General features: G+C 56.9%; 18 protein-coding genes and 1 tRNA gene. 7 read left to right on the top strand and 12 right to left on the bottom strand.

Annotation, left to right across the window (positions count from 1 at the left end):
- The first annotated feature begins 135 nt into the window (after positions 1 to 135).
- From ACQY7R_RS00865 to ACQY7R_RS00845, 5 genes are all read left to right on the top strand, one after another.
- Positions 136 to 1,161, top strand: a complete 1,026-nt coding sequence (locus ACQY7R_RS00865) for a DUF1559 domain-containing protein (RefSeq protein ID WP_428303710.1) — start codon at positions 136 to 138, stop codon at positions 1,159 to 1,161.
- A 460-nt stretch (positions 1,162 to 1,621) separates the two neighbouring features.
- Positions 1,622 to 6,181, top strand: coding sequence for a lamin tail domain-containing protein (locus ACQY7R_RS00860; RefSeq protein ID WP_428303709.1), 4,560 nt, complete (start codon positions 1,622 to 1,624; stop codon positions 6,179 to 6,181).
- Between the two features lie 162 nt (positions 6,182 to 6,343).
- Entirely contained in the window at positions 6,344 to 9,904 is a 3,561-nt protein-coding gene (locus ACQY7R_RS00855) for a PQQ-dependent sugar dehydrogenase (protein WP_428303708.1), read from the top strand.
- 341 nt (positions 9,905 to 10,245) lie between these two features.
- Positions 10,246 to 11,592, top strand: coding sequence for a glycoside hydrolase family 76 protein (locus ACQY7R_RS00850; protein WP_428303707.1), 1,347 nt, complete (start codon positions 10,246 to 10,248; stop codon positions 11,590 to 11,592).
- 220 nt (positions 11,593 to 11,812) lie between these two features.
- On the top strand, positions 11,813 to 12,490 hold the full coding sequence (locus tag ACQY7R_RS00845; RefSeq protein ID WP_428303706.1) for a hypothetical protein: 678 nt from the start codon (positions 11,813 to 11,815) through the stop codon (positions 12,488 to 12,490).
- Positions 12,491 to 12,908: 418 nt separating this feature from the next.
- Here the strand turns inward: ACQY7R_RS00845 and ACQY7R_RS00840 are convergent, their stop codons facing one another.
- From ACQY7R_RS00840 to ACQY7R_RS00795, 10 genes are all read right to left on the bottom strand, one after another.
- On the bottom strand, positions 12,909 to 13,037 hold the full coding sequence (locus tag ACQY7R_RS00840; protein ID WP_428303705.1) for a hypothetical protein: 129 nt from the start codon (positions 13,035 to 13,037) through the stop codon (positions 12,909 to 12,911).
- Positions 13,038 to 13,129: 92 nt separating this feature from the next.
- Entirely contained in the window at positions 13,130 to 13,420 is a 291-nt protein-coding gene (locus ACQY7R_RS00835) for a hypothetical protein (RefSeq protein WP_428303704.1), read from the bottom strand.
- A gap of 311 nt (positions 13,421 to 13,731) precedes the next feature.
- Positions 13,732 to 13,805: transfer RNA gene (locus ACQY7R_RS00830), tRNA-Arg, on the bottom strand.
- An 80-nt stretch (positions 13,806 to 13,885) separates the two neighbouring features.
- The gene (locus ACQY7R_RS00825) at positions 13,886 to 14,983 is read right to left on the bottom strand and encodes a tyrosine-type recombinase/integrase (RefSeq protein ID WP_428303703.1); all 1,098 of its coding nucleotides are present in this window, start codon (positions 14,981 to 14,983) and stop codon (positions 13,886 to 13,888) included.
- On the bottom strand, positions 14,980 to 15,249 hold the full coding sequence (locus tag ACQY7R_RS00820; protein ID WP_428303702.1) for a helix-turn-helix domain-containing protein: 270 nt from the start codon (positions 15,247 to 15,249) through the stop codon (positions 14,980 to 14,982). The genes ACQY7R_RS00825 and ACQY7R_RS00820 overlap by 4 nt, the downstream gene beginning before the upstream one ends.
- A 188-nt stretch (positions 15,250 to 15,437) precedes the next feature.
- Entirely contained in the window at positions 15,438 to 15,647 is a 210-nt protein-coding gene (locus tag ACQY7R_RS00815) for a hypothetical protein (protein ID WP_428303701.1), read from the bottom strand.
- 227 nt (positions 15,648 to 15,874) lie between these two features.
- Positions 15,875 to 18,475, bottom strand: coding sequence for a primase-helicase family protein (locus tag ACQY7R_RS00810; RefSeq protein ID WP_428303700.1), 2,601 nt, complete (start codon positions 18,473 to 18,475; stop codon positions 15,875 to 15,877).
- A gap of 880 nt (positions 18,476 to 19,355) precedes the next feature.
- Positions 19,356 to 20,174 carry a phage major capsid protein gene (locus tag ACQY7R_RS00805; protein WP_428303699.1) on the bottom strand — a complete coding sequence of 273 codons (819 nt, stop codon included), beginning with the start codon at positions 20,172 to 20,174 and terminating at the stop codon, positions 19,356 to 19,358.
- Positions 20,175 to 20,382: 208 nt separating this feature from the next.
- On the bottom strand, positions 20,383 to 20,994 hold the full coding sequence (locus ACQY7R_RS00800; protein WP_428303698.1) for an HK97 family phage prohead protease: 612 nt from the start codon (positions 20,992 to 20,994) through the stop codon (positions 20,383 to 20,385).
- Positions 20,991 to 21,167, bottom strand: coding sequence for a hypothetical protein (locus tag ACQY7R_RS00795; RefSeq protein ID WP_428303697.1), 177 nt, complete (start codon positions 21,165 to 21,167; stop codon positions 20,991 to 20,993). Before ACQY7R_RS00795 ends, ACQY7R_RS00800 begins: the two co-directional genes overlap by 4 nt.
- A 662-nt stretch (positions 21,168 to 21,829) precedes the next feature.
- Here ACQY7R_RS00795 and ACQY7R_RS00790 point away from each other — a divergent pair.
- Complete coding sequence (locus ACQY7R_RS00790) at positions 21,830 to 22,558, top strand: hypothetical protein (protein ID WP_428303696.1); 729 nt, start codon at positions 21,830 to 21,832, stop codon at positions 22,556 to 22,558.
- A gap of 233 nt (positions 22,559 to 22,791) precedes the next feature.
- Here the strand turns inward: ACQY7R_RS00790 and ACQY7R_RS00785 are convergent, their stop codons facing one another.
- Positions 22,792 to 23,001 (bottom strand): PEP-CTERM sorting domain-containing protein, encoded by a 210-nt coding sequence (locus ACQY7R_RS00785; protein ID WP_428304971.1) that lies wholly within the window; start codon positions 22,999 to 23,001, stop codon positions 22,792 to 22,794.
- Between the two features lie 235 nt (positions 23,002 to 23,236).
- Entirely contained in the window at positions 23,237 to 23,491 is a 255-nt protein-coding gene (locus tag ACQY7R_RS00780) for a hypothetical protein (RefSeq protein ID WP_428303695.1), read from the bottom strand.
- 126 nt (positions 23,492 to 23,617) lie between these two features.
- Between ACQY7R_RS00780 and ACQY7R_RS00775 the strand changes: the two genes are divergently transcribed.
- Entirely contained in the window at positions 23,618 to 23,863 is a 246-nt protein-coding gene (locus tag ACQY7R_RS00775) for a hypothetical protein (RefSeq protein WP_428303694.1), read from the top strand.
- The last annotated feature ends 535 nt before the right edge of the window (positions 23,864 to 24,398 follow it).

The following is a 24,398-nucleotide window of genomic DNA, read 5'->3' as shown; positions in this document are numbered from 1 at the left end:
GAGAACAGCAGAGGAGCGGCGCGGGCGTTGACGTTGATTTGCGGATGACCAATTAGTTCGAGGTTGGCGATGGAAAAATCGAGGTTCTCGCGGTGCCGTATTCACTCGGCATTTACGCTAGTTGAGTTGCTTGTCGTGATTGCCATCATCGGCGTGCTGGTAGGGCTCCTACTGCCGGCCGTCCAGGCCGCGAGAGAAGCAGCCAGACGCTCGCAGTGCACGAATAATGTCAAGCAAATGATGCTGGGGATGATCAACCATGAGTCGGCGAAGAAAGCGTTCCCGAGCGCGGGAATCATTCCCTGGCCGTTGATTACCGACTATGCTCCGGGGGGGAAAGCCTACGGTCCAAAGGATCAGGGCATGGGCTGGCCTTTCCAGATTTTGCCGTATATCGAAGGTCAAAATGCGTCCAACTCCGCCGACCAGGTTACTTTGGACAGCATCTCGATGCCAGTCATGAATTGTCCGTCGCGTCGCGGACCAACGCGTGCGGCAATCTCGAATAACCCCAACGGCCTTACTTCTTACCCTTACTTGATGGACTATGCGGCAGCGATGCCGTTTCGGTCGAGAGCTCAGCTGGGAATTGGCGAGGGTGTAGCCAATCCGATGTTCGCCCCGCAAGGGAACGACACGCGTGCTTGCGGCACGTTGGAGTTCTGGGGCTATTCCGGTGGTAAGGCCCGCCACGCCGCTGATGTAATGCAGTACCTTCCGGACACTGGAGCGTATAAAGGTTTTCACGGCGTCATAGTACGGAGCAATCTCCTCGTGCAAGGAGCGACGAAGACAATCACTGGGTTCTACACCAAAATTTCTTATGCGCAGATTGAGGACGGCTCTAGCAACACGCTGGTGCTAGGCGAGAAGAGACTGCGACCATCGGAGTACATCGGGGGGAACTCATACGACGACGACAGCGGTTGGACAAGCGGCTTCGACTTCGACATGCTGCGATCGAGCGCTTGCGAGTTCGGCCCAGACGAAGAAACCAGCGATGAATCTGCGTATCGTTTTGGCTCCGCCCACGCATCGGTGATGATCTCGGGGTTTGCCGACGGAGCCGTTCATCCGATCGGGTACGATATCGACCTGGAACTACTAAACAATCTTGCACATCGGTATGACGGCACGGTCGTCAATATGAGTGGCCTTTAGACTTAGGCGAGACTGCAAGGTAGAAACACGAAATCTTGTTGCGCAACTTAGCCTTTGATGATCTATAGAGTTTCTCAGCGATTCTTCCTCGCCCTCGCGACTTCGGATCTCAAACGGCAAACGGCATTCCTCACCGCAGAAACCTGCTCATTTTAACTCCATTGATGTTTGACCACTGAGAGAAGCGGTCGCGGCGCCGATTTTGGCTATAAGTTTGCGCTTGGTTGGCTCGATTCTTCGTCGTCGGCCGCTTCTCTTATCCTTAACAAGCGCTTGCTACGGCGATTCGGAATGCTTGAGCCTGGTCTTGCTATTCCTGTCGGCGGCCCACCACGACGAGCCCATGCGCCGCACGGGACCAGCTATGAACTTACGCCTCCGCGCGTTTGCGCTCCTTCGTTCTCCCCTGCGCGAATCGGTACGCCGGGCATTATCTGTTGAGAAGCTCGAGACTCGCGACATGTTCGCGGTCAACGTCCTCATCACGGAAGTGATGGCTTCGAACGGGACAACGATCGCCGACGGAGACGGCCAGTACTCCGATTGGATTGAGATCTACAATCCAACAGCGGCGCCAATCAACTTAGCAGGCTGGCACCTCACGGACGACGAGGACGAGCTGGCCAAATGGACGTTCCCGGCGAACGCCCAGTCGGTGCTCGATCCGGGCGAATATCTGGTCGTATTTGCGTCGGGCCAGCTGACCAACAACTACATCGATCCGGCGGGATATCTCCATACAAATTTCGCGCTCAGCTCCGACGGCGAGTATCTGGCGCTAACGAACGCCGCCTCGACGATAGTGAGCGAGTTTTCGCCTCAATTCCCCGCGTCGCGTCGCGACGTTTCGTTCGGACTTGTCGACAATGCGACGACGATTCCGCTGATCAATTCGTCGAAGACGGCGAAGGCGCTCGTGCCAACGAACGGTTCGCTCGATTCAGCGAACCCGAACGTTCCGCCCGCGTGGACCTTGCCGGGCTTTAACGACGCGTCGTGGGCCACGAGCGTCGGCGGGCCTGGCGTCGGGTTTGACCTAGGAGATACGCCGCCGCCTAACATCCCCAACGGTACGGTGCTTCCGGAGGGACTAGTAGGAAACGACTACACTGATCCCGACGAAAACGGCATCCTCGACGGGACGATTTTCGCCGGCGGTTTTCCCGGGTCGCCGGCGAACGAAGAGCCCCCGAAAGGATTGGACAATTCGCCGGACTCGAAGTGGCTGGCCTTCACTCCCGCGGGAACGTACTACGGTTTTCGATTTTCGAACGGGACGCAGCGCGTCGTTGACTCGTACACGATCACCTCCGCCAACGATGCCCAGGAGCGAGATCCCTATTCTTGGACGCTCAGCGGTTCCAACGACGGCGTCAACTACACCGTCGTCGACGCCCGCACGGCACAGAGCTTTGGCAGCCGCTATGAAACGCGGCTCTACCAGTTCACGAACACGACGGCTTACGAGTACTACAAATTCGATATTCAAACTCGCTTCGGCGCCACAGGCCAGGTGAGCACAAACGCCTTGCAGGTGGCGGAATTCGAACTGCTGTCGAGCGCTGGCACTGATTTTACCCCGCTCATCAATCTGAATGTCGCCGCCGCTTACACGCCGGCGAAGACGAGCGTGTATCAGCGAATTAAGTTTAACGTGGCGGACCCGGCGGCGCTTGCCACGCTCAGACTTGAGATGCAGTACGACGACGGCTTCGTCGCCTACTTGAATGGGCATCGGGTCGCGTCGGCCGGTGCGCCTGCCTCGGTGAACTATCAGTCGAATGCGACGACAGAGCGCACCGACGGCGAATCGCTGGTTCCGAGCGCGTTCAATCTTACGCCATACCTGTCCGATCTGGTGGCGGGCGAGAATGTGCTTTCGATTCAAGTGCTGAACCGAACGGATGCGAGCCCCGATCTGCTGTCGCGGCCGCAATTGATCGCGACGCAATTGATCGACGACACGAAGCTGCTGCGCTACATGACCAAGCCGACTCCTGGCACGCCGAACGTGGACGGCTACGAAGGGATCGTCGAGACGCCGCAGTTTAGCGCGCAGCGAGGTTTTTACGACGCGGCCTTCCAACTCTCCATCGCCAACCCGACTCCCGGCTCGCAACTCTACTACACGACGAACGGCGACGCGCCAACGCCGACCACTGGAATCTTATACACCGGACCGATTTCCATCACCGGCACGATGACGGTTCGCGCCCAAGCGTTTCGGGCGGGGTATCTCAATTCCACTCCGGCGACGAGCACCTATCTGTTCGTCAACGACATCATTCGTCAGAACACGCAATCGACGCTGAACAACGGATTCCCGGGAACCTGGGGAAGCGCTGCGGCCGACTACGGCATGGACCGCGACGTCATCGGCAACTTCAACTCGGCCGGCGTTCCCACGGGGGGCGACTTATATGGCGGCGTCTATGCCGCAACGATCAAGAATGATTTGAAAGCGATTCCCACGCTATCGCTGGTGATGGACATCGACGACATGTTCGGGCCGTCGGGCATCTATTCGAATCCGACGGCGGGGGGCTCGGCTTGGGAACGACCGGTCTCTGCCGAACTCATTTACGCCGACGGGACGCCAGGCTTCCAGATCGACGCTGGCATCCGCATTCAGGGCGGGGCGTTCCGATCGCCGTCGCTCAGTGCGAAACACGCGATGCGCCTGCTGTTCAAGGGCGTCTACGAGGGGAATACCAAACTCGACTTCCCCTTGTTCGGCGAGGACAACGCGACGTCGTTCGACACGCTGACGCTGCGGATGGACTCGAACGACGGCTACGCCTGGGACGCCGCTGGTTCGCAGGCACAGTACGCGCGTGACGAGTTCGGACGGCGCTCTCAGGAGGCGCTCGGCCAAGTAACCCCGCATGGCAACCGCGTGCATCTCTATATCAATGGGGTGTACTGGGGCATCTACAATCCAGTCGAGCGGCCCGATGCATCGTTCTCGGCCAGCTACTATGGCGGCTATAAGGAAGACTGGGACTCGATCAATTCAGGAGCCATCGTCGACGGCGACATGACGGCTTGGAATACGCTGCTCTCGCTATCGCAAGCGGTAGCGTCCGCTGGTAGTGAAACGGCTCGTACAGCGGCCTACATGAAGGTGCTCGGCCTGAACGCAGACGGCACCGACAACGCTGGTTTCGACACGTATCTCGATGCGACGAATTACGTAGACTACCTGATGGTCAACTTCTTCATGGGGAACAACGACTGGCCGCATCGCAATTGGTGGGCGTCACGGATGCAAGGCCCGGAGAGCCAAGGGTTTGTGTTCCACATGTGGGACGCTGAAACGACGATGGGCCTAGGTTCGGACATTAACACAAACCGACTGGGAGTCTCCGACCTCGTTGCTGCGCCGTACGCGGCGCTCAAATCGAGCCTGGAATTTCGGGTGCTCTTCAGCGACCGAGTCCATCGCGCATTCTTCAACAATGGCACCCTTTCAACGCAAGCAAATACGGCTCGATATCAGGGGATTATCGACGAATTGAGCCAGGCGATTGTCGCGGAATCGGCTCGATGGGGCGATATGCACAGCGGCACGCCCTACACGAAGGCCCAGTGGCAATCCGCGGCGACGAATGTGCTCAATTATCTCAACAGCCGCAACAACGTCTTCTTAACGCAGTTGCGTAATGCGGGTCTTTACTCCAGCGTCACGGCTCCGACATTTAACAAGTTTGGCGGGCTCGTTACGCCAGGCTTCGATCTAACGATGTCGGCTCCCGCGGGAGCCACCTGGTATACGCTCGACGGCTCGGATCCCCGCGAGATTGGCGGCGGTTTCAGCCCGACGGCGATGTTTTACACCGGCTCCCCAATCGATATCAACGCCGGGGTAACTGTGCGAGCGCGCACCATTAGCGCCGGCACGTGGTCGGCGATCAACGAAGCGACCTTCACGGTGGCGGCGCCAGCTAGCGGCTCGAATCTGCGGATTTCGGAATTCCATTACAACCCGGCAGCGCAACCGGGAGTCGCCGATGCCCAGACGCTCGAGTTCATTGAGCTATTCAATCCGAGCAACGCCCCCGTGAGCCTAGACGGCGTATCGATTTCGCAATTCGTGACGGAACCATACGCGTTCCCTAACGGCATGCTGATTGAAGCTGGCCAGCGACTAGTCGTGGCGCGAAACCCGTCGATTCTGCTTGCTGCGTACGGCTCATCGATCAACGTCGCGCCGACAGGATATGCGGAGGGTAACCTCTCTAACAGCGGCGAGCGGATCGTGCTGGCAGGGCCCGGCGGCGTCATTCAAGATTTCACCTTCGACGACGCGGGGGACTGGCCGTCGGCAGCCGACGGCGGAGGAAAGTCGTTGGAGATTATCAACCCGTTCGGCGATCCCTCGAGCGGGTTAAACTGGCGGGCGAGCTACTACCGCGGCGGGTCGCCCGGGACGAGCGGCGTTGCGCCTACGGTGGCGGGTGATTTTAACGCAGACGGCGCAGCAGACGGTCGCGACTTTTTGGCCTGGCAGCGAGGCTTCGGTAAAGTCGCCCTCACAGCGTCGGCAGCCGATGGCGACGCCGATGGGGATCGCGACGTCGACGGCGCGGATCTCACTTTGTGGAAAGCCAACTTCGGCGCAGCGCCCGTTGTGGCCGCCATGGCCGCAAGCAGCGAAACGAGCGCGGTTTCGGCGGCAAGCGAGCTTGTGATGGCCGTGTCGGCGCCGCTGGATTCGAACGCGAACTCGGGCGACCATTTTGCTGGCATCGCCCAACGGGCCGAGCAGCTCCGCAATAGCGAAAAGGAATCGCGACCTAATAGGGCGTTCCCGCGCGAGCGCATCGCTTACGCGCTCGCGGATGGTTCGCTGCGACCGACGACTGCCAGCGCCTGGGATCGACGGGATTTCCGGGGCGCCCGCAGCATTCCCGCTCTTGGGTCGAGCGACGACGTCGACGCGACCGACTGTGCATTTGGCGAGCTTGTCGCATCAGATCTGCAAGCAGACGTTTCTCAGGACCTAGCGGCGGCGCGGTAGCGCGGGGCTCGCCCACGATGGGAAAGCGTGCGCGCCGACTCGGCGTTGCTGTCGATTTTCTAGAAGGCTCGCATTCTCGATCTCGGAGCACTAAATTGAACTAACCAATGGCCGCTCATCGCTTCTCTGCGGCCGCTACGATCTACGCTGAGGAGTTGCGCCATGAGCCGGTTCCGCCGCAGTTTTCGTCAAACAATTCGCTCTGCGAGCGAACTTCGCCAACTTAGGATTGAAGCGTTAGAACCTCGCCAATTGATGGCGGGCGACACTTATCTGGTGAACTTCGAGTTCAATGAAGCGACGCCAGTGACTCGCTACCTGCGCGACAGCGGCGCGGTATTTGGCGCGCGCGGAGGAGGTCTCTCGTACGGCTGGTCGATCGATCATAGCAACGCGGCATTTCAACGGAACGACGCCGCCGCCGACCAGCGGCTTGATACGCTCATCGCATTCCATGCAGGAGCGTCGTGGGAGTTCGCGCTAGCCAACGGGATTTACGAGGTTACGATCGCCGTCGGCGACCCTGCCGACAATACGGCCGTTCACACAATCAATGCGGAAGGGGTCAATTTTTGGAATGCCGCGCCTGATCTCAATGGCGCGATGGTGAAGACGATGCAGGTCGCCGTCAGCGACGGCCGGCTGACGCTCGATGCCGGCGCTTCGGCAGAAGGGGCGACGCGGATCAACTACATTCACATCGTCGGCTTGCCGAGCGTCGCCAATCCTGCGCCGAACACGCCAACGATCACCGAGCCGGCTATCGTCGGCCAAGTGGTCAACCCTTCCGACGTTCACATGGAGTCGACCGGTTACTTCGATTCCAACGGCAACGCCCACAAGTCGACCGATTGGGAGATATGGACGACCGGGCCGAATGCGGAACCCGTTTGGCAAACGCTCGGCATCAGCGGCTTGGAGCGATTTCACACGCACTTCGGCGACGGCATCTTCATCAACAGTCGCGCAGGATTTCACAACCTTGCCGCGAATACTGCGCACGAGCTGCGCGTTCGATTCCGCGACGACACCGGAGCGGTCAGTTCGTACGCCGTCAGATCGTTTATGACGGGCGCTCTGACCGCGACGGTTCCGTTGGTGATCAAAGACGTAGCCACCGCTCCCACGCCGACCTGGACGACGCTATTCTCCGGCCCCGTGGAACTGGCCGGCCCCACGGGTATCTTGAGCCCCGGCGATCCGATCATCCCCGTCGACTCCGACGGCAACAGTAGTACTCCAGGCAATGAAACCGCACCCAACGCAATCGACGGGACGCTCAACAAGTATCTCAATTTCGGCAGAACAAACTCGGGCTTCATCGTCACGCCGTCGAACCCCGCTTCCGTCGTCACCAGCTTTCAAATCACGACCGCGAACGACTCAACTGATCGCGACCCGTCTGGCTGGCAACTTTTTGGGACCAACCAGCCGATCGCCAGCGTCGCCAATAGTACGGGGTTAGCCGAAACCTGGACGCCGATTGGAAGTGGCTCGCTTTCATTGCCGACGGCTCGCAACACCTTGGCGACCGCGGTGACTTTCTCGAACTCGACCGCCTACTCGTCGTACAAATTGATCTTCACCGGCGTTCGCAACTCGGGAACTGCCAACTCGATGCAGATTGCGGAGGTTCAATTCTTCGGAACCCCGGCCGCGGGGACGCCTCCATCCCTCAGCTTACAAGCAGGTTCGAATGGAAGCCCGTTGCTAACAATTGCCGGAGCCGATGCTGCGGGCAATACGCTCACCAACTACGCAGCGATTGGAAACGACGTCGCCGTGCGGGTTGTCATCCAAGGCGGCTCGAAGGGAGTTCACCTCTCGCAAAGCAATCTCGCATTTACCGACGGGGCCGGCGTAGCGCATACGATCTACTTGCCAATCATCAACGTTGCGGCAAATCAGCGGCTCGACTTGTGGGTCGGCGAGGATGGTTCGACCTACTACGGCACTTCGCTGCAAACGATGCCTGATTTTTCGCTGTTGGCCCGAACGAGCGAAGCAAGCCTCACGAACCCATTTGTTCCGCAACTGGAAGGGTACGTCGTCGAGGAGGTTGGAAGCGACTATCGACTGCCGGTCAACATTGCGTTCGTACCGAACCCCGGTCCGGACGCCGACGATCCGCTGTACTTTGTCACCGAACTCTACGGATCGATTCAAGTCGTCACCCGCGACGGCACGAAGCACGAATTCGCGAGCGGGCTTCTCGATTACAACCCGACCGGGCCAATTTCGGGAACGGGCGAGCAAGGGCTCACTGGCATTGCCGTGCAACGCGACTCCACCAATCCCGAAATCTATCACCTCTACGTCGGCATGCTGTGGGATAACGGCGCGCCCGCCGGAAACCTGACGCACTATCCGAAGGTCGAACGGATCGACAGCGCGGCGGGCGGACTCTCAATGGCATCGCGAACCGTGCTGCTGAACATGCAGCCCGAAACACAGGGCCAATCGCATCAGATTTCCAACATCACTATTGGGCCGGACGGCAAACTGTACGTCCACAACGGCGATGGCTTCGACGCCAGCAAGGCGCTCGATCTCAATTCGTATCGTGGAAAGATCCTGCGGATGAATTTGGACGGAACCGCGGCTTCTGACAATCCATTCTACGACGCCAGTAACGGCATCACGGCGCGTGACTATGTATTCGCCTACGGCTTGCGCAATCCCTTCGGCGGAGCTTGGCGAGCTTCGGACGGCAAGCACTACGAAGTGGAAAACGGTCCCAGCGTCGACCGATTCGCCAAGGTTGAAGCCGGCGTGAGCTATGGCTACGACGGCTCCAACGCTTCGATGGAACTACACGCCATCTACAACTGGTCGCCCTCGCACGCGCCAGTAAATATCGCGTTCGTACAGAACGAAACTTTCGGCGGCAGCAAATTTCCAGACTCGATGCTGGATCGCGCGTTCGTGAGCGAGTCAGGACCGACCCGCGCTCAAGGGCCTCAGCAAGAGGGCAAGCGAATCGTCTACTTCAACCTCGACGCCCAGGGAAATCGCATCGGCGAACCGATGACGCTCGTCGAGTATCGCGGCACTGGCTTCGGCTCGATCGTCGGGCTTGCAGCAGGGCCCGACGGTCTCTATTTCACAGAACTGTACGATGATGACGCCGCCGGCAACGACTACACCGCGCGCGGCGCTCGCATCTTTCGTATTCGATACGTCGGCCAACCGACTGGCGACTACAACTATGACGGCGGCATCGACGGCGGAGACTTCCTTGCTTGGCAACGAAACTACGGATCGGTCACGCAACTTCGTCCTGATGGCAACGCGAATGGCATTGTAGACGCCGCCGACTTGAGCGTCTGGAAAAACGCTTTTGCCGCGTCGTCGCCGCTGACGCTTAGCAGCGGCCCCTCGGCGGTTGCAGCGAACGACCAGAGCCGAGAGGCGCCTGCGGTCGCGCTCATCTCCGAAGCCGAGTCGATGCAGCCCGACTCAAACCCCACGGTGCTCGCCGGACTCACAATTGAGGGGACGCCACGCGCCGACAGTTCGCGCCATCGGCAAGACCGGCAAATTAACTCGCTACGAAGTCGGAAAAGCGATTTCGATCACCGCTTGCCTCCACAGCCACTATCGGCATCGCTCTGCGACCACACGATGCGATCCTGGCCGTCGTCATTTGCGATCGAATTCGCAGATGTCGCTGATGATTCCGCAACTGAAGAGGAAATCATGCTACATTCCCTGCGGTACTGACGCCGGCTCCGGTATTGACCAAGAAACCTTTTGGGCATTACGGTCGATGGCCCGCAAAATTACTGAGGCGTTTGGGGCGAGGACGTGAAATATATTCTTAGGAGCCGTGAATGTGGATCCGCCGCCTTCTCGCTGGCTTGACTCTCACTGCACTTGCACGTTTGAAAAAGTCCATCGACCTTCTCAAAACTGATTCCAGGATAAAAGCCTCGCTTCGCCGTCGAGTCAGCATTCAGGCATTGAAGGCGCCTCTGCATTTCGTAGGCGTTGTCGCGCTCCTCGCTATTTCCGCATGCGGAGTTCAAGCGCAAACAACGCCCCAAAATTTGCTTGACTGGGGGATGGATGCTTACGCGAGAACCTCGGCAAGCTTGAAGGTTCCAGGGAGTGCTCTCTTCGCCGAAACCGCCGCACTAAACGGACAACGCTCCGGCGGCGATAGCGGTTTCGCCTACGTCTGGCCGCTGAGCACGCAGTTCCGAGTGCAAACGGCGCTGACGAAATACGACCCGGCGGCTTATGCCGCGCCATTGCGTCAGTTCTCCGACGAAGCCCGGACGAGGTATTGGAAAACAGCCGGCGGCGGTTATCGATCGGGCGTCAGTAGCGGAGCAACGTTGTTCTACGATGACAACGCGCACATGGTCGTGGCACTCATGGAGGCTTTTCGACTGACGGCTGATCCAATCTATCTTGCTCGCGCGAAGGAGACATATAGTTTTGTGCTCTCGGGTGAAGGCCCTGCCGGCGGCGGCGGGATCTATTTCAGCCAGCCGGATAAAACAGTTAAGGAGACGATTTCCACGCTACAAGGAGCGCGGGCCGCGCTGATGCTGTATCGTGCGACGGAGCAGCCTTCCTATCTCCAAGACGCGACGCGGTTATACGAATGGACCCGCACGCACGTGCAGGAGTCGGACGGTATGTTTCTGGAGCGATACTATCTCTCCGGCCCGAAGGCGGGAACTGCCGGCGACTACGCGCTCGTGAACGCCGCCGGCGACGCCATTGCCGTGCAGTTAGAGTTCTTCGCGGCCACGGGCAACGCTGCCAATTTGCAGGAAGCCCAACGAATTGCCGGACGCTCGCTCACGAGATACTTCAACTCCACAACCGGCGCCCTCAACGACGAAGGGTTTTGGGCTTTTGAACTCGCCGACGCCCTGTGCGAACTGACGCGCGTCGACGGCAATCCGCTGTGGCGAACTCGAACAGTCAACGCACTTCGCTGGCTGCACGACAACCGCCGTGATCCCAACGGACATTACGACGCCCTGTGGGGGCGTGGGGGAACGCAGACGACGGCGCTAACATCGTGGGACCTCAATGACAATGCAGCCGTCGCGCGGGCATTTCTGCAGGCGGCGCTGACCGAGCCCCTGCCAGGAGACTTTAACGCTGACGGCGTTGTCGACGCCGACGACCTCGCTCGCTGGAAAGGCGGTTTCGGCCTCACCGGGAGCGCGTTGCTTTCGCAAGGAGACGCCGATCGCGATCGCGACGTTGACGGCGCCGACTTTCTTATCTGGCAACGGCATTTTGGCGAGCAGACATTAGTGAGCACCGCTTTCACGACGGTCCCCGAACCGCACTCGCTGGCATTAATAGGCTTAGCGATTGTCGCCGCTGGAGCATGCCAAAAATCAAATCGCACTCAAGCTAACTATTTCCGTTCGCGGTCGAATTGACGCTTTAGCGATCCACACGAGCTGAACAGGTCCGCAGTAGCCCGCAGCCGTCAATTCGCTCCTCGCACGCACTGTCGCTGGACTTCGGAAGTTTGCGACCAGAGAGCGGGGGCGGTAGAGTAGCGAAATGACTCGAAGGAAGCAATCATCCGGCGGCCGCGGCACAATTCGCTTCGCCGGGCTACGAATTGGGAATGGGCTGTACTTGGCTTTCGTGTTCATGCCGCTGATCGTTATCCTCATCAACAGGAGAGGCGTGTTTACCGAGAGCGAACGGTCTTGGCAGACAATGAGTCTGATCACCTCGCAGTTTTCACTCCTCGCTTTAGGATCGCGGTGGCGTGTTAGGAAGTGGCGCATGGGCTTAAAGACGGCCTTCGCCTTGACCGCCTATGTCATACTGATCGGCCTCTTTTTGAAGTGGACGTTTAGAGACAATCGCACCGGCATCGTCGCTTACTTGATGCTTTCAACGATCTCCTTCTACGGGTCGGCTGCGTGGTCGCTTTACGTATCTCGGCGCGGCGACTGGGGGACTTGGCGGCTAGGCGAATCGAGGAAATATATTCGCCGGATTCATGATCGCCAGAACAGCAACTCGCGGTCGGAGGAGACGCCGTTTGATTCATCGCCTAGCGATGCAGCGCCGCTCCCCGTTCGTTTCATCCTCCACGGCAATCACACGATCCGCGGCGAATCTTGGCAAGGCGCGTTTGTTGCGGAATTCTCGAACGCCCCCGCGACTGTCTACTGGCCAACTGAAAGCAAATGGCGTCGAGTTGCCCCGGAATGGGCTCTACCTTGCTGGCAATCGACGCTTGACCAGTTACGTATTTGGTGCGACGCAGAGGACGCCAATCTACAAATTGACGACTCTGCGCGTATCGAGTTCGCGTGAGCCGCGTCACCGATCACGCAACTTGCGGCAATCGCGAGGGCGACGCGCTAACTAAATTGAGACGGAAGGTAGCAAGGTTGACGGCTGGTAAGCGGGGCGGTGGAGTGGCGGCTAATGGCAAATTATCTCGTCGATTGATGGAAGCAGAAGGGCGTAGTATACCTGTGGCGCTTCCCTGCTCAGCGGCGAAATTATCCTGGCTGGAATTTCACTGCGGACGCAGTTGGCTGTCAAAGCCTGATTGAGTTGATCGATTTGATGGCGAGCGGCGAGTGGAGCTCCACGCAGGCCATCCAGTTGAAACAACCTACCGACTCGATTGCCAGCCTGCCAGGATTTGACGGCTCATGGCATGCAGCGAACATTGTGTCGCTGAAGTATTCGAGCTAGAAGACGCCTGCAACGTATTGGGAAATGCTCAGATGATCGCACTTCCCCCGTGCTGATCGTTGGGCGAGATAAGCTCATCGACTTCCGGTCGGCGATTGTGAGCGTATCCCAGCGCGTTGGCGACTTCTGCCTTCACTCTGAGGAGCAGCCTGCTCATGAGACAGATACCAAACACTCTGCAATCTGGTTTTGGTAGGCCTCTTTCTTGCGCAGAGGAGTGACGGGGACATGGAGCTACGCAGAGGGAGATTATAGTTGCTGAGTTCTTACCAGCCGACGCTGTACCGCGAAAGCGATGATCACACCCCACAGCATGCTGTTAAGCGCTATCGCGAAGAATGGGGCGGCAGGCGACTCAGCAATTGCGCTGCTTAGAACGGGAGCAAAGCCGATCGGTGCAAGCAGCGCCCACCCCGCTAGCCAGAGAGCGTAGCGAATGGCATAGGGGATTATAGGCTGCTGCTGAAGCCAGCTGTTGCCAAATACCAACAACAAATGCAGCATTCCGAACGCAGTAGCCATCGGCTTTAATTGCTTCATTCCGTCAATTTCCTTCGCCGCATTCGTTTTGCAAGCCGGGGGGAAACGTCCCCTAACGCAAGCCTCTACTCTCCGACAGGACGGTGTGGCCATTGAACACTAGACGCGAATAGACGCTCAGTGGCGACCACTGTTCGAGTTGAGTCGCTTAGAAGCACTACTGGCTAACGGCCGACTTCGAGAAGGCGCCCCCCCCAAAGCGCTGCATAATCCGGTGCAGTCAGGAGCCGCATCGGCTGGCAGTGAGAAGTCCGGAGGCGAAGAATCCTCAAAAAAATCGCGAGTTCCCCGAGAGATCAGGAGCGAGACAGCACGCCCGGCAGGACTCGAACCTGCGACCCGCAGATTAGAAATCTGCTGCTCTATCCAGCTGAGCTACGGGCGCTTAATCGTTTGATACTAACAGGTTGCGTCGGCCATTTCCACCGTCTGAAAATGGGCGACACTCCATAAACACTCCAAAAGTCACGCTATCCCGGTTCGCAGCACAGCCGGAACATGAAGCTTCGCCGCAGTCCCGGCTCGCTTCATCCGTTCCGCCGCATTGATATATCGGCGGGTCGTCGACGCGGCCTGATGGCGCATGAGCTTTTGTAACAAGTCGGCATCCAAGTTGTCGACATTCGCGTTTGCGAAACCGAACCGCAGACGGTGAAAGGCGCCGGGGAACTCAACTCCCGCCGCCGCCTTGAGAGCGGCGAAGTCAATCCACAGCGTTCGCTCATGGTGGGGCCAGTCAAATACGAATGGTGAGAATTCTACAATCGCCCGTAGATGCTCGACAACGGTCGGATGCAACTCTACCCGAGCCGTGCGCCGTCCCTTGGTGCTTTCAGCATCTACTGTGGCGATACCAGACTCCAGGTCTAGGTCCGCCCGTCTTAGATCGAGAATCTCTCCGATTCGCCATCCCGTCAGATACGCGAACGCAAGAATTGCTCTCCACCAATCGCCAGCCGGATAGTGCCTCTCGGAAGGCCGTACCATGGAGTCGCAAGCATCGTACAGTGCGGTAAAGGTGGCGTCGTCGATGAAGTACGGATCGCGCTCAGGTTCCCGAAGAAATTCAAAATCGGGAACGTCATTGACCATTCCCCACTTTTTGGCCTTCCTAAACGCGACTTTGAGCGACCTCAGATTAGCATTGACGCTCGCTGGAGACAGTTCATCACTTTCACCGGCTTGGCGGTCGCTCTTCCGCTTGGCGATGAAGCGGTCAATGTCAGACGTTCCGATCGTGTCCATGTAGCCGGGCGAAATTAGCCGCTGAAAAGCTTCAAGGGCTCGACGATATTCCTTGAGCGTGCCTGCTGATCTCGTCGCCGCTACGGTGGCTTCAAATTCGCGACGGAAGTCACCCCATGTCGTTCGCTTATTCCCAAAAGTGCAAAGACCGAGAGATAGCTCTGCCTCTACTTTCTTTCGGAATTTCTCCGCGTACGATTTCACACCGACCCGCTTGGATTTCTTCTTACCGTTTGCGTCGAACCAACCGACCGACCACGGGCATTTAGCCCCAAGCCTTTTCTTCTGCCTAGAGTCCTGAAATAGCCAAGCGTTCATGATTTGTTGCCTTCCAAGTAATTGACCAAGTCATCGCGCATATAGGCGTGACGACCACCAACCTTCGTTGCCTTGATTTCCCCGCGCAAGCGAGCGTCGCGCAACACATGCGACTTTACACCAAGCGCTGAAGCCGCTTGTGGCTCCGAATAGGCAAGGCGATTGTTTGGAATCACCGTATCGCTATCGCGGGCCGCTGCTAAAGCCTTCGACACTGACGACTGTATAAGCCGCTCCAAGTCCTGAACTGTGAGGTTCGCAATCATCTCAATCCGAATAGAAAAGCCGACTGGCTCGACAGCGTCGTTGGAAAAAGGGATGGGAACCCCCGCGCCGAAGCGCCAACGCTGTCGAGCCAGTCGGCTGTATTAAGTTAGTTTCCCATGATCCGAGTTTTCCACGCTCGGTGTTGAGGGGCGCCATTTTGACGTTACATCCAAACGGCGCCAAGTAGCTACCGCACCAAGCGGAAGCCCAAATAAGTAAGTAGCTGCTGTATCTCACGATGGTTCAGCGTGCAGCGCCCGCTGATGAAGCCATTTACATCAGTGCGTTCTATGCCGAGTAGTTTGAGCATTTCGCCCAACTCTGTCGGTGATTGTTCACTGAGCGCGTTATCTAATTCAAAACGAAAATCCATTGAAACTCCAAGAACGGCAGCCACCGGCGCGCAGCGGCGTTAAATCTACGCGCCGGCAACTGCTAAGAATAAACTGACTGAGCGGGGGACTGGGGACGCGAACTTCCCCGTTGCCCGCACCCGCTCAGTCAGCCGAAAGTAAGAAAAGCGACCGACGACGCTCGTGAAGGCAAATTCACGTCGCCGGCCGCAAAGATTAAAAGGCAACCGGCAACGCATAGAGCAGAGCGTCACCGGTCACCCAGACACAGTTACACAGAGAGGGCGAAAGTGTTCGCCCATCGCACATCGACGAGTTGCATGCCGCAACTTCCACGTTTAGTTTCAACGGGTGTTACAAGTTGTGCTAAGTCCTTGCACTTCGCACCGCCACCCCATTCATTGCGTTCAGCGTCAGAAAGTGTAGCTAAGAAGCGATCGTTGAATTCCTTCAAATCAATTCGCTTACCTTGCTGACGCTCCAGACTCTTTTCGGCAAACTCTTCAAATGCGTTCGAATTGAGTTCCGCAGCACGACGCTTGTTCTCCGTCTCAATCACCGGCAACCGCAGGCGTCCCCGTAACGTCGGAAGCTTTAACGTCATCAGCGTTCGCATGAAAGCAGGGGCTTCACTGCGAAGCCTCGCCTTCAACTCTTCCTTCGGGATATCTGCGTCCGGCTCGCGAACGTGCATTACAACGATTCGCGTGTCGTCCTTGAATACTGGACACGCACTGCGAAAGTTATTGCATTGCACCCACTTAGTGGAGTTGGCCGTCATGTATTGATCCGTTCGCATCTGGCGAATGGCGATCATCGGCGAAGTGACCCAATCCTTGATTTTATCGATGGCATTCTTTTCGACGGCAATGTTTGTTTCTTCAATCACACAGAGAATGGCGTTCGCTAGCTCCCCATTGAATTCGTTGTTCCGCTTCAAGGCACGATCGGCACGAACGCACCCTTTAGTCATTAGCAGGCTTGCGGCTTCGTGAAAGGTCGACTTGCCGTGATTCTGCTTCCCAAAGAAGAACAAGTAAGGAAGCGGTTCAAACGGACAGCGAATCATGCAAGCAATCCACGCCTTCAGATAGTCGCCGCCGCAGAAGATGTAATCTTCGCGACACCAATCAAGCTCGTTGATGGAGTCGTCCAAGTCGGCCCCGCTATGCTTTAGCACCAAGTCCCACGTTGGATGCGTCGAATCATCGTCGGCTGGCTGATAAGCCAACTGTGCTGCATTTAAGTTCCATTGGCGACCGCCGGGATACTCGACTTGGAACGGCAAGTTAACAAGCTTCCAAGGCTGGTAAAGAGCGTTGCCGAGCAGCGGATTGATATCGTTTCGACGAACGCCAACCGCTTCTAGGCGGTTCTTAATATCATCCTTAACGCACTCGACCCACTCATTCTCATTGCGCAACACCCACCCAGCATCATCGCCGTCAATTCCCACCAGCTTTCGAAACACTTCATCGAATTCGCCACAGAGTTCTTCTCTTTGGCTAACTGACTCTAACACCTTGTAAAACCATTTGCCTTTATCGACCCAACCTGCAATGTTCGCTTCTGTTGTCCCCTTCTTGATTTTCACCACGAGTCGCCCGTCTTTCGAGCTACCAAGCCGCACTTCGCGATTCAGGGTTTGCGGTGGAAGCGTTAGTTCATCGCCGAGACAAGCAACCGTTTCGACGATGCCGTTGTGGTCAGGGAAGACGAACTCGCCGGTGTCGGCATCCTCAGCCCCGCCGTGGAACTTCGCAGCAACGCGCAACGATGGGCGACAATTGAAGAAACAGTTAGAACGCCCCGTACTGTCGACGCTCCACATCGGAGATTCCTTGGCAGTGCCGAAGCGATAGACGCGCCAAGCACCGCCCTCAACCGGGAACATGTAGCAGTTCGGTTCAGCCGGATTGTTCCCTTCAGAGACTGTGCGAAACACGCCCTTAATCGGGATGTTTTGCGCATCGAAGATGTTCTGGAGTGCTTTCGTCTTGGTGTGGAGACAGTGATAGTCATCCATCCAAATCGTCGTGTAACCTGATTCGCTGAGTGCCGTCATGAGAGCTTTATGTTCTTCATCCAGAGGCACTTCCTTGATCGCGGTCGAAAGCGCGGCAACCGACTCATCGGTAGCAAGCTTTCCCTTGCCCTTTTTCACGACGGCAATGTGGTCGCGCCAATTTGCCGGCAAATCAGATTCCGTGAGATAGTGCGTCGCCGCTTTAATCAACGACAGGCCGAGACCACCTGGCTCCAAGTCCTTACGCCAAATCCACATGTTCCCGCCGCAACAATCGATGCGGGAAGCGAAATCAAATCCGGTTTCCGAACTCATCATCCCCAGCACGCAACGAGCGAGGGCGGAGTGAACCGTGTGGTTCTCAGTCGGAACGTCAACGTGAACGTAGAGATGTAGTCCCGCTCCACCGGTGGAACGGCGGACTTCAACGTAAGGAAGAGCTTGCGCCTTATCGCGAACGGCATTCAGTTCGTCATCCGAAACGCCAACGCCTTTGGCGTGGCCGACGAGAGCATCGAAGTCGAAACCAACCCACCGAGACGTGCGAGCCTGCCAATCCCACCCAGTAGAACCGATACAATCGGCATGTTCGCCAAAAGCCCAATTGAGCGGATAATCGTTAAATTCAGGCTCTGAGTCGGCATTCTTGGGAACACGGATGTTCCACCAAGACTTCATACCGTCTGTGTAGCAGCCCGGTTTCTCTTCTACGGGCCACCCGCCAACGCTTGAGACGAGAACCTGGGTTTCCATTCCCGGATGCCACCGGGCGAGAAGATCAGGGGCAATCCCCTGCTCGCGATGATACGCGAGGAAGTTATCGAGACCTTGTAATACTGTGTCCATTGTTCCTTGAGGGGTTGGGGAATGATTGCTCTATAGGTATAGAGGTCCTTTCTGCCAAAAAATGCACAAAAGAAAAATAAATAAATCTGTTGTGCATTTTTAGGCAAAATGGACCTCTATACATGTAGAGGCGATGAGTGTTCTCGCCTTGCGAAAGAGTTCTGGTGTTCGCCAGAGAGCGGGGCGACTTCCGGCGACGAGGTGCGTGGCTACTGCCCTAGCACGATTGCTCTATAGGTATAGAGTCCTTTTTTGCCGGAAAATGTCGAACAGGAAAAAACTTTTCTGACACCCGACATTTTCAGGAAAAAAAGGACTCTATACATGTAGAGGCGATGAGTGTTCTCGCGTTGCGAAAGAGTTCTGGCGTTCGCCAGCGCGCGAAAAGACCTCAAGCGGCGACGAGATGTGTGGCGGTCGCGTGACCGCGATTGCTCTATAGGTATAGAGGTCTTTTCTGCCGCAAAATGCACAACGGAATTATTTATTTTTCTGTTGTGCATTTCTTGGCAGAAAAGACCTCTATATATGTAGGGGCGCTGAGCGGTCTCGCTTTGGTAGGAGGTTTGGCGCGAGGCCGTGTTGAGTCGCAGTGCGGACTCATCTCAGCACCTCATCGCCGCCTGACGCTCTACCTCTAATACCTCCGTTTTGCAAAAAAATGACGAACAGCTCCGCCGCGAATCCGGGAAATACTTTTGTTCGTAACGGATATTCCGGTTGTCCTGGCCATGCGGCCGGCTGAGGTCAACTCGACCAAGTATTCGAACCAATCCGCCCGAGTTGACCCGCCATTTTTTGGCAAAATGGAGGTATTAGATGTAGAGTAGCAGTCGAGAGCGGCGTCTGCGGTCGCCGCCCCCGAACTGCCCTCCGAAAGCTAATCGACCATCAGCAGATGGCGAACGGCACTCGGCACGGCAAGCTTGGCGTCGGTCCGTAGAATCGCCGCCACGCCCGTTTGATGGAATTCCGCGAACCGCTCGCCATAACGGCGAACCGATAGGCTGCCGGCTTCACGGACGAGATACTGGCCGAAGTCGCCGCACAGGATGGGCTTCGACTCCGCCTCAATCGTCGGCATCGCCGGATTCATGTAGATCGGCATCCCGAATAGGCGACCGTTCTGAACCGCCAGATTCCCATATCCATCGTCGATCTTGCGGACGACTTTGAATGTGTCGGCGCTCATCATAAAGCCCGACTTTGGCCAAAGAGCGGCGTCGACTGAGTGCTGTAGCTCGACCAGATCGTCGTAGGTGATCACGGTCGCGGACGCAGCCGTATGGCCCGGCGTCGATCCGGTGACGATGCCTTGGGGTTTCCCGCTCCCGTCACCGGTGGTGAAGTGCAAATTCGAAATGCGAGCGATGCGGTGCCCCAGCACTTTGCCGAGATGCCGCAAAAAGCTTGGCGTGGCGTCGGTCACAAGCTGGTTGCTGACGCGTACGATTTTGCTGGCGTACTTGTACGCACCGAGCGTGAAGTTATCGACCGCGATTTCCTCCGTCGACATGTAAGCGTTTTCGGCGATTTGAACTGCCGCTTCGCTGTCGTCAGTGGTCGGGACAGTTAGCGGCTCGCCATCGTCGGTTTCAAGCAGCGTCGCGATGCGGCGAACTGTGTTGAGCTGATCCACCGTCGAGTAGAAGCCGTCATAGAACGCACTGCTGACGGCAGACGAGCTGGCACTTTGCATCGCACGGAATTGCAAATGCACGCCACTAGGCTTCAGCCCGTGACGGTTGAATAGATCGGGATCAGCCGTTCCATGCTGAAGCCAACCAGATAAAGCACGCGATTCTTCGCGTACAGCGTTATTAGTAAAATCCACAATTATCCTTTACTCCAGAGGGGAGCGAGAAAGGCGTCGATTGACGCCAAGTAAGAAGTAGCCCGTAGGCCGTTTAGAGCGCAGCTTCAAGCTGTGCCAGTTTCAGTTGCCGCAGCCGTAGCTGGAGGGCTGGCCAGTCTTTTCGCTCTTTTTCGATGGCTTCAAGCTCATCGTTGCGAAGGCCAGTCGTAGTCGCACCGTATGCCGGCCAAGTTACCGGCCCAACGTCAAACAATTGAATGTCGGCCAACCAGCGAATGCTGAGCCCGTCACGCTCTTCCCAAGTCACCTTGAGTGGCTGGAAGGCGAACGAACTGCCAGAAAGGTCGCCCCGTCGGATTTTCGCCAACACGCGTTGGTGGTCTGGATCGTTGCGATCAACGGTAATTTCGTACCGCAGTCCGTGGCTGTCGGCTGATAGCCGGCAAGTGCCGGAGCTGACCCTGCCCAGCAAATTATTAGCATCGTGATTAAACAATGCCCTAGCGTCGTGGCCATCTCTGATGGCCCGGTCGAACGCCCCCGGTCGGATGCGTTCGACGATGCCTTCGCCAAGAACATATTCCGTCCCTGGCTGACCCGTGTAGAAGACGGCACTGTAGCCGACGACTACCGCAGCACCGTCTCCACGGTACGTCGCCTTTACTTTAGAGTTGCCCGGTCCCGTGTTACGAAGTTCGATCACGACGACGCCTCAAACTGCTTGATATCTTCGTGGATCAGAACAAGCTCTTCCTTGATGTCGTCCATGAGACGATCCAGGCGGCTCCAATCCCCAGGCACGCTGGTTTTCTCAGTGATAAACTCAACCAAGAATTGACAGTAGTTGACGCGACGCATCAGTTTTGAAAGCTCCAATGGAAGCTCCTTAAAAGAGAGTGCCGGCGGCCCGCACCCCAATGGATGCGAACCCGCCCGGCGTTTATGGAATCGAGTGACGGCCAGAGTGGCCAGAAGTGAGCGAGAATCGCTATACCTAACTATCTTAGTTAGGGTCTTACGATTGCGATTTGCGCAAGATTTCTTGCGAAAAAGTGAAAATAAGTCCTGAAACCAGTCGTTCGGTCCATGACCTGTGTAGGAGTGTAGGCAAATGCAGCATTTTCTCCTTTTCCATATATATTATTATTTTATTTTATTTAGTAGATCATATATGAAATAGGTAAATAGCTACACCTACATACACACCAGCACGCCCTCGCCCGGCGTCTCTCGTCAGCGTCCCTGCTGGCCCTCGGCCTGAAGGCCCGGAATCTTGACGGCCGCTTTTTGGGCCACTGGCAGGTCCGCCCCGGATTGCCCCCGGAGGTCCCACCGGCAGGTAAAAACGCGGTCAATACAGGACGACTTGGGCTCCGGTCTTCAGGGCGGGAATCACCACATATTGAGTGCCATATACCTTTGGAGGAACGACGAATGACCTAAACGACCCGGCGATTCAAAAGTGATTGTTAATCTGCGGACGCAGCCATGTTGGCTGCGTTCTTTTTTTGCCGGCCGCAAAGCGGCCAAGATTCTAGATGAGTAAGAAAAAGTACAAACGCATCAAACGTGCGTTTCCTAAGAAAGAATTACGCGGCATTCATGATCGCCTAAAAGCTGGCGACACCACGGCACTGCCGCTCTGGTGCAAATACTTCGAAGTGTTCGCACGGATTGACGCAGCTACGGCAGTCGACAAGGTTGTCGGCCGCCCCTGGGAGGAAGAGCGCTTCGACCGCTATCTGCATGTAGGGTGGATCGCAGCCGCTCGGGAGGGTGAGAAGTTGATGAGCGACCCGAAACTGGTAATGCGGCAGCCGGAGAACTACGTGCGGAAGTCGATCATTCACGCTATCGCCCGTGAGGATATGGACGACCGCCTAAAAGGGATGACTAACAGTCGTGGCATCAGCCGCTGCAAAAATCCCGAACCGGAATCGATTGTGATTTCGCAGGCGAACCGCGACGTGTGGGAAGATTTGAATAAGGACTGCTCGTCATTCCAACGCGAATTGATCGAGCGCCTGCGTAACGGAGAAACCCCCGACCAGATCGAAAAGGAGATGAATCGCTCTAAATATCAGATCGACAATGAGATTGCCGCTGTTGGTAAGAAGTACCTGAAGCGACTGAATGGTTACGGCGAAAAGCTTGATTGGCTTGAGCGTCGCGTGAAAACGCTTGCGAACTCACGCCCGCGAAACAAGCAATCGAACGATTGGCCGAGAGCCAAGGTTTCGAGATCGCCTAGCCGACAACCTGTGTGATGAAAGGCGGACTGGGGCAACCCAGTCCGCCTTTTCTATGCCCTAATAGCCCGTTCTAGGCCCCCAGCAGCCCCGCTGGCGCGGTCGGATCGCGGATAGCTCCCGGAAGGGGCCTTAAAACGCCCCTATTATACAATTTAAGATTGCAAATCGTTTCAACGTCGATGAGCCGGGGGGATGGGGCATGCGGGGGGATGGTTCCATCCCCTTACAGAATATAAGACTCTCTATTTCTACACGTAGACTGTAAACATCCCCCCGGATGGCCCATCCCCCCGGCTACGGCTTCGCGCCGGAATCAGGTAGGTCAGCGAAGGTTTCGAACGGGCCGACCGACAGAGCCACGTTTCAAGGGTGACAAGTCCCAGAATGCCAAGCAGCAAAGTCGACGGCTCAGGAACCGCAGCGGACGTTGGCGACGCCGAACCCGTAGTTGCGTGCAGATTGACGCACCAGTGGCGTGACGGACGTTACGCATGAGCAGGTATCGAAGACTGAGAATCACTCATCGTCAAGTCCGCGAGTGCGTCCGAGCGAGACGAGTGTGCCGTCGATCCAGTTCGCGACAGCGTGAAGGCTTTCCGGAAAACAGTGGGGAGGTTAGGGGATGATGAGACTGGCTCTAGGCCCTACAAAACTAGGGTTTTTGAGCCGTTGAGAAATAATGTTAGACATGGCTTACAAATAAGCCTGTGCATCGGGAGCAAGATTCCCGCGAAGCTCTAGAACTCGGTGGGCCAATTCCTGCAACTCGGAACCATCGACTTCGATTACTAAGACGTTAAGCCTCTTGGGGCCTACGTCCGGGGCGCGGCCTTCGGGCGGCTGGGGAATGAACTGCCCGTACTCTTCACCGCCATTGCCGTGAACCACGATGCCATCGGCTGCGATTATCTCATCATCCGTCAGGTCAGCGTAATAGACCGGTCCCATAGCGTCCCTTTTAGTCAGAAAAGTGGCCGTTTGCCCAGCCAGAATACACTCGTCGCAACGGCGTGGGCAAGTTCGTCAAATTAACTTCTCCGGTCTGGGCGATCTTACGTGGCAGGAGGATTTTTAATGAGTAAGAATTCCGACCCGTTGGCGGGGCTCTACCGAGAATTGTGTGACGCCTGGGAAGCTTGGCCCAACCGGGAGAAGCCTGGATCGTGGCCAACCATGAAGATGAACGACTTTTACGGGTCGCTGCGCCGAGACTACCCAGACCTCGCAAGCCGTATGCCCCCTGAACGTGGGGACGAAATATGGCAGCGAGTTAAGTATCTGCTGAGCGACCATGAGGAAGCGATGGGCCGCTCGCTGTAGAGGCTTGAAATAGAAACAAAAAATCCCAGCCTCAGTGAACTACTGAGGCTGGGCCTATCGATTTGCCTACTGCTCCCTATTGGGAGGCCGAACCACTGGGGGTAGCGGGGGAACGGGCAAAGGTAGCCTATCCCTCACTAGGTCGCGGCCCGCGTAAACCTTAGTAATCGGCGGAGCCGGTGGTTTAGGTGGAGCAGCAGGGGTTTGCGGCGGATTGTTATTGTTGGTTTCTGCCATTCAAAACACTCCGTGTTATCTTCCGCGCTGGTCGCTCTCCATGACATTAGTTATGGTCGGCGGCATCGGGCGGGGTGGGGGTGACATCGGCGGCGGAACTGGCCGCGACGGGGGGACCGCTGGTCTGGATGGCGGTTGATTGCTCATTATTTTTAACTCCATTAAGGGCGCACTGAACGCAATAGCCCGGCAGCGTGCTTATCAGCATCAAGACGACTGCCACAACAATCGATCGCTTTGCCCACGTCTGGTAGGTGTGCTTTTAAGAACCAGCTGGCGATTGGTCTCGCCGGCCTCT

The sequence above is a fragment of the Lacipirellula sp. genome (assembly GCF_965279485.1).
In the GTDB taxonomy this organism is placed as follows: Bacteria; Planctomycetota; Planctomycetia; order Pirellulales; family Lacipirellulaceae; genus Lacipirellula.
The sequence above is the reverse complement of the archived record's forward strand: the minus strand, read 5'-3'. Positions and strand labels throughout refer to the sequence as shown.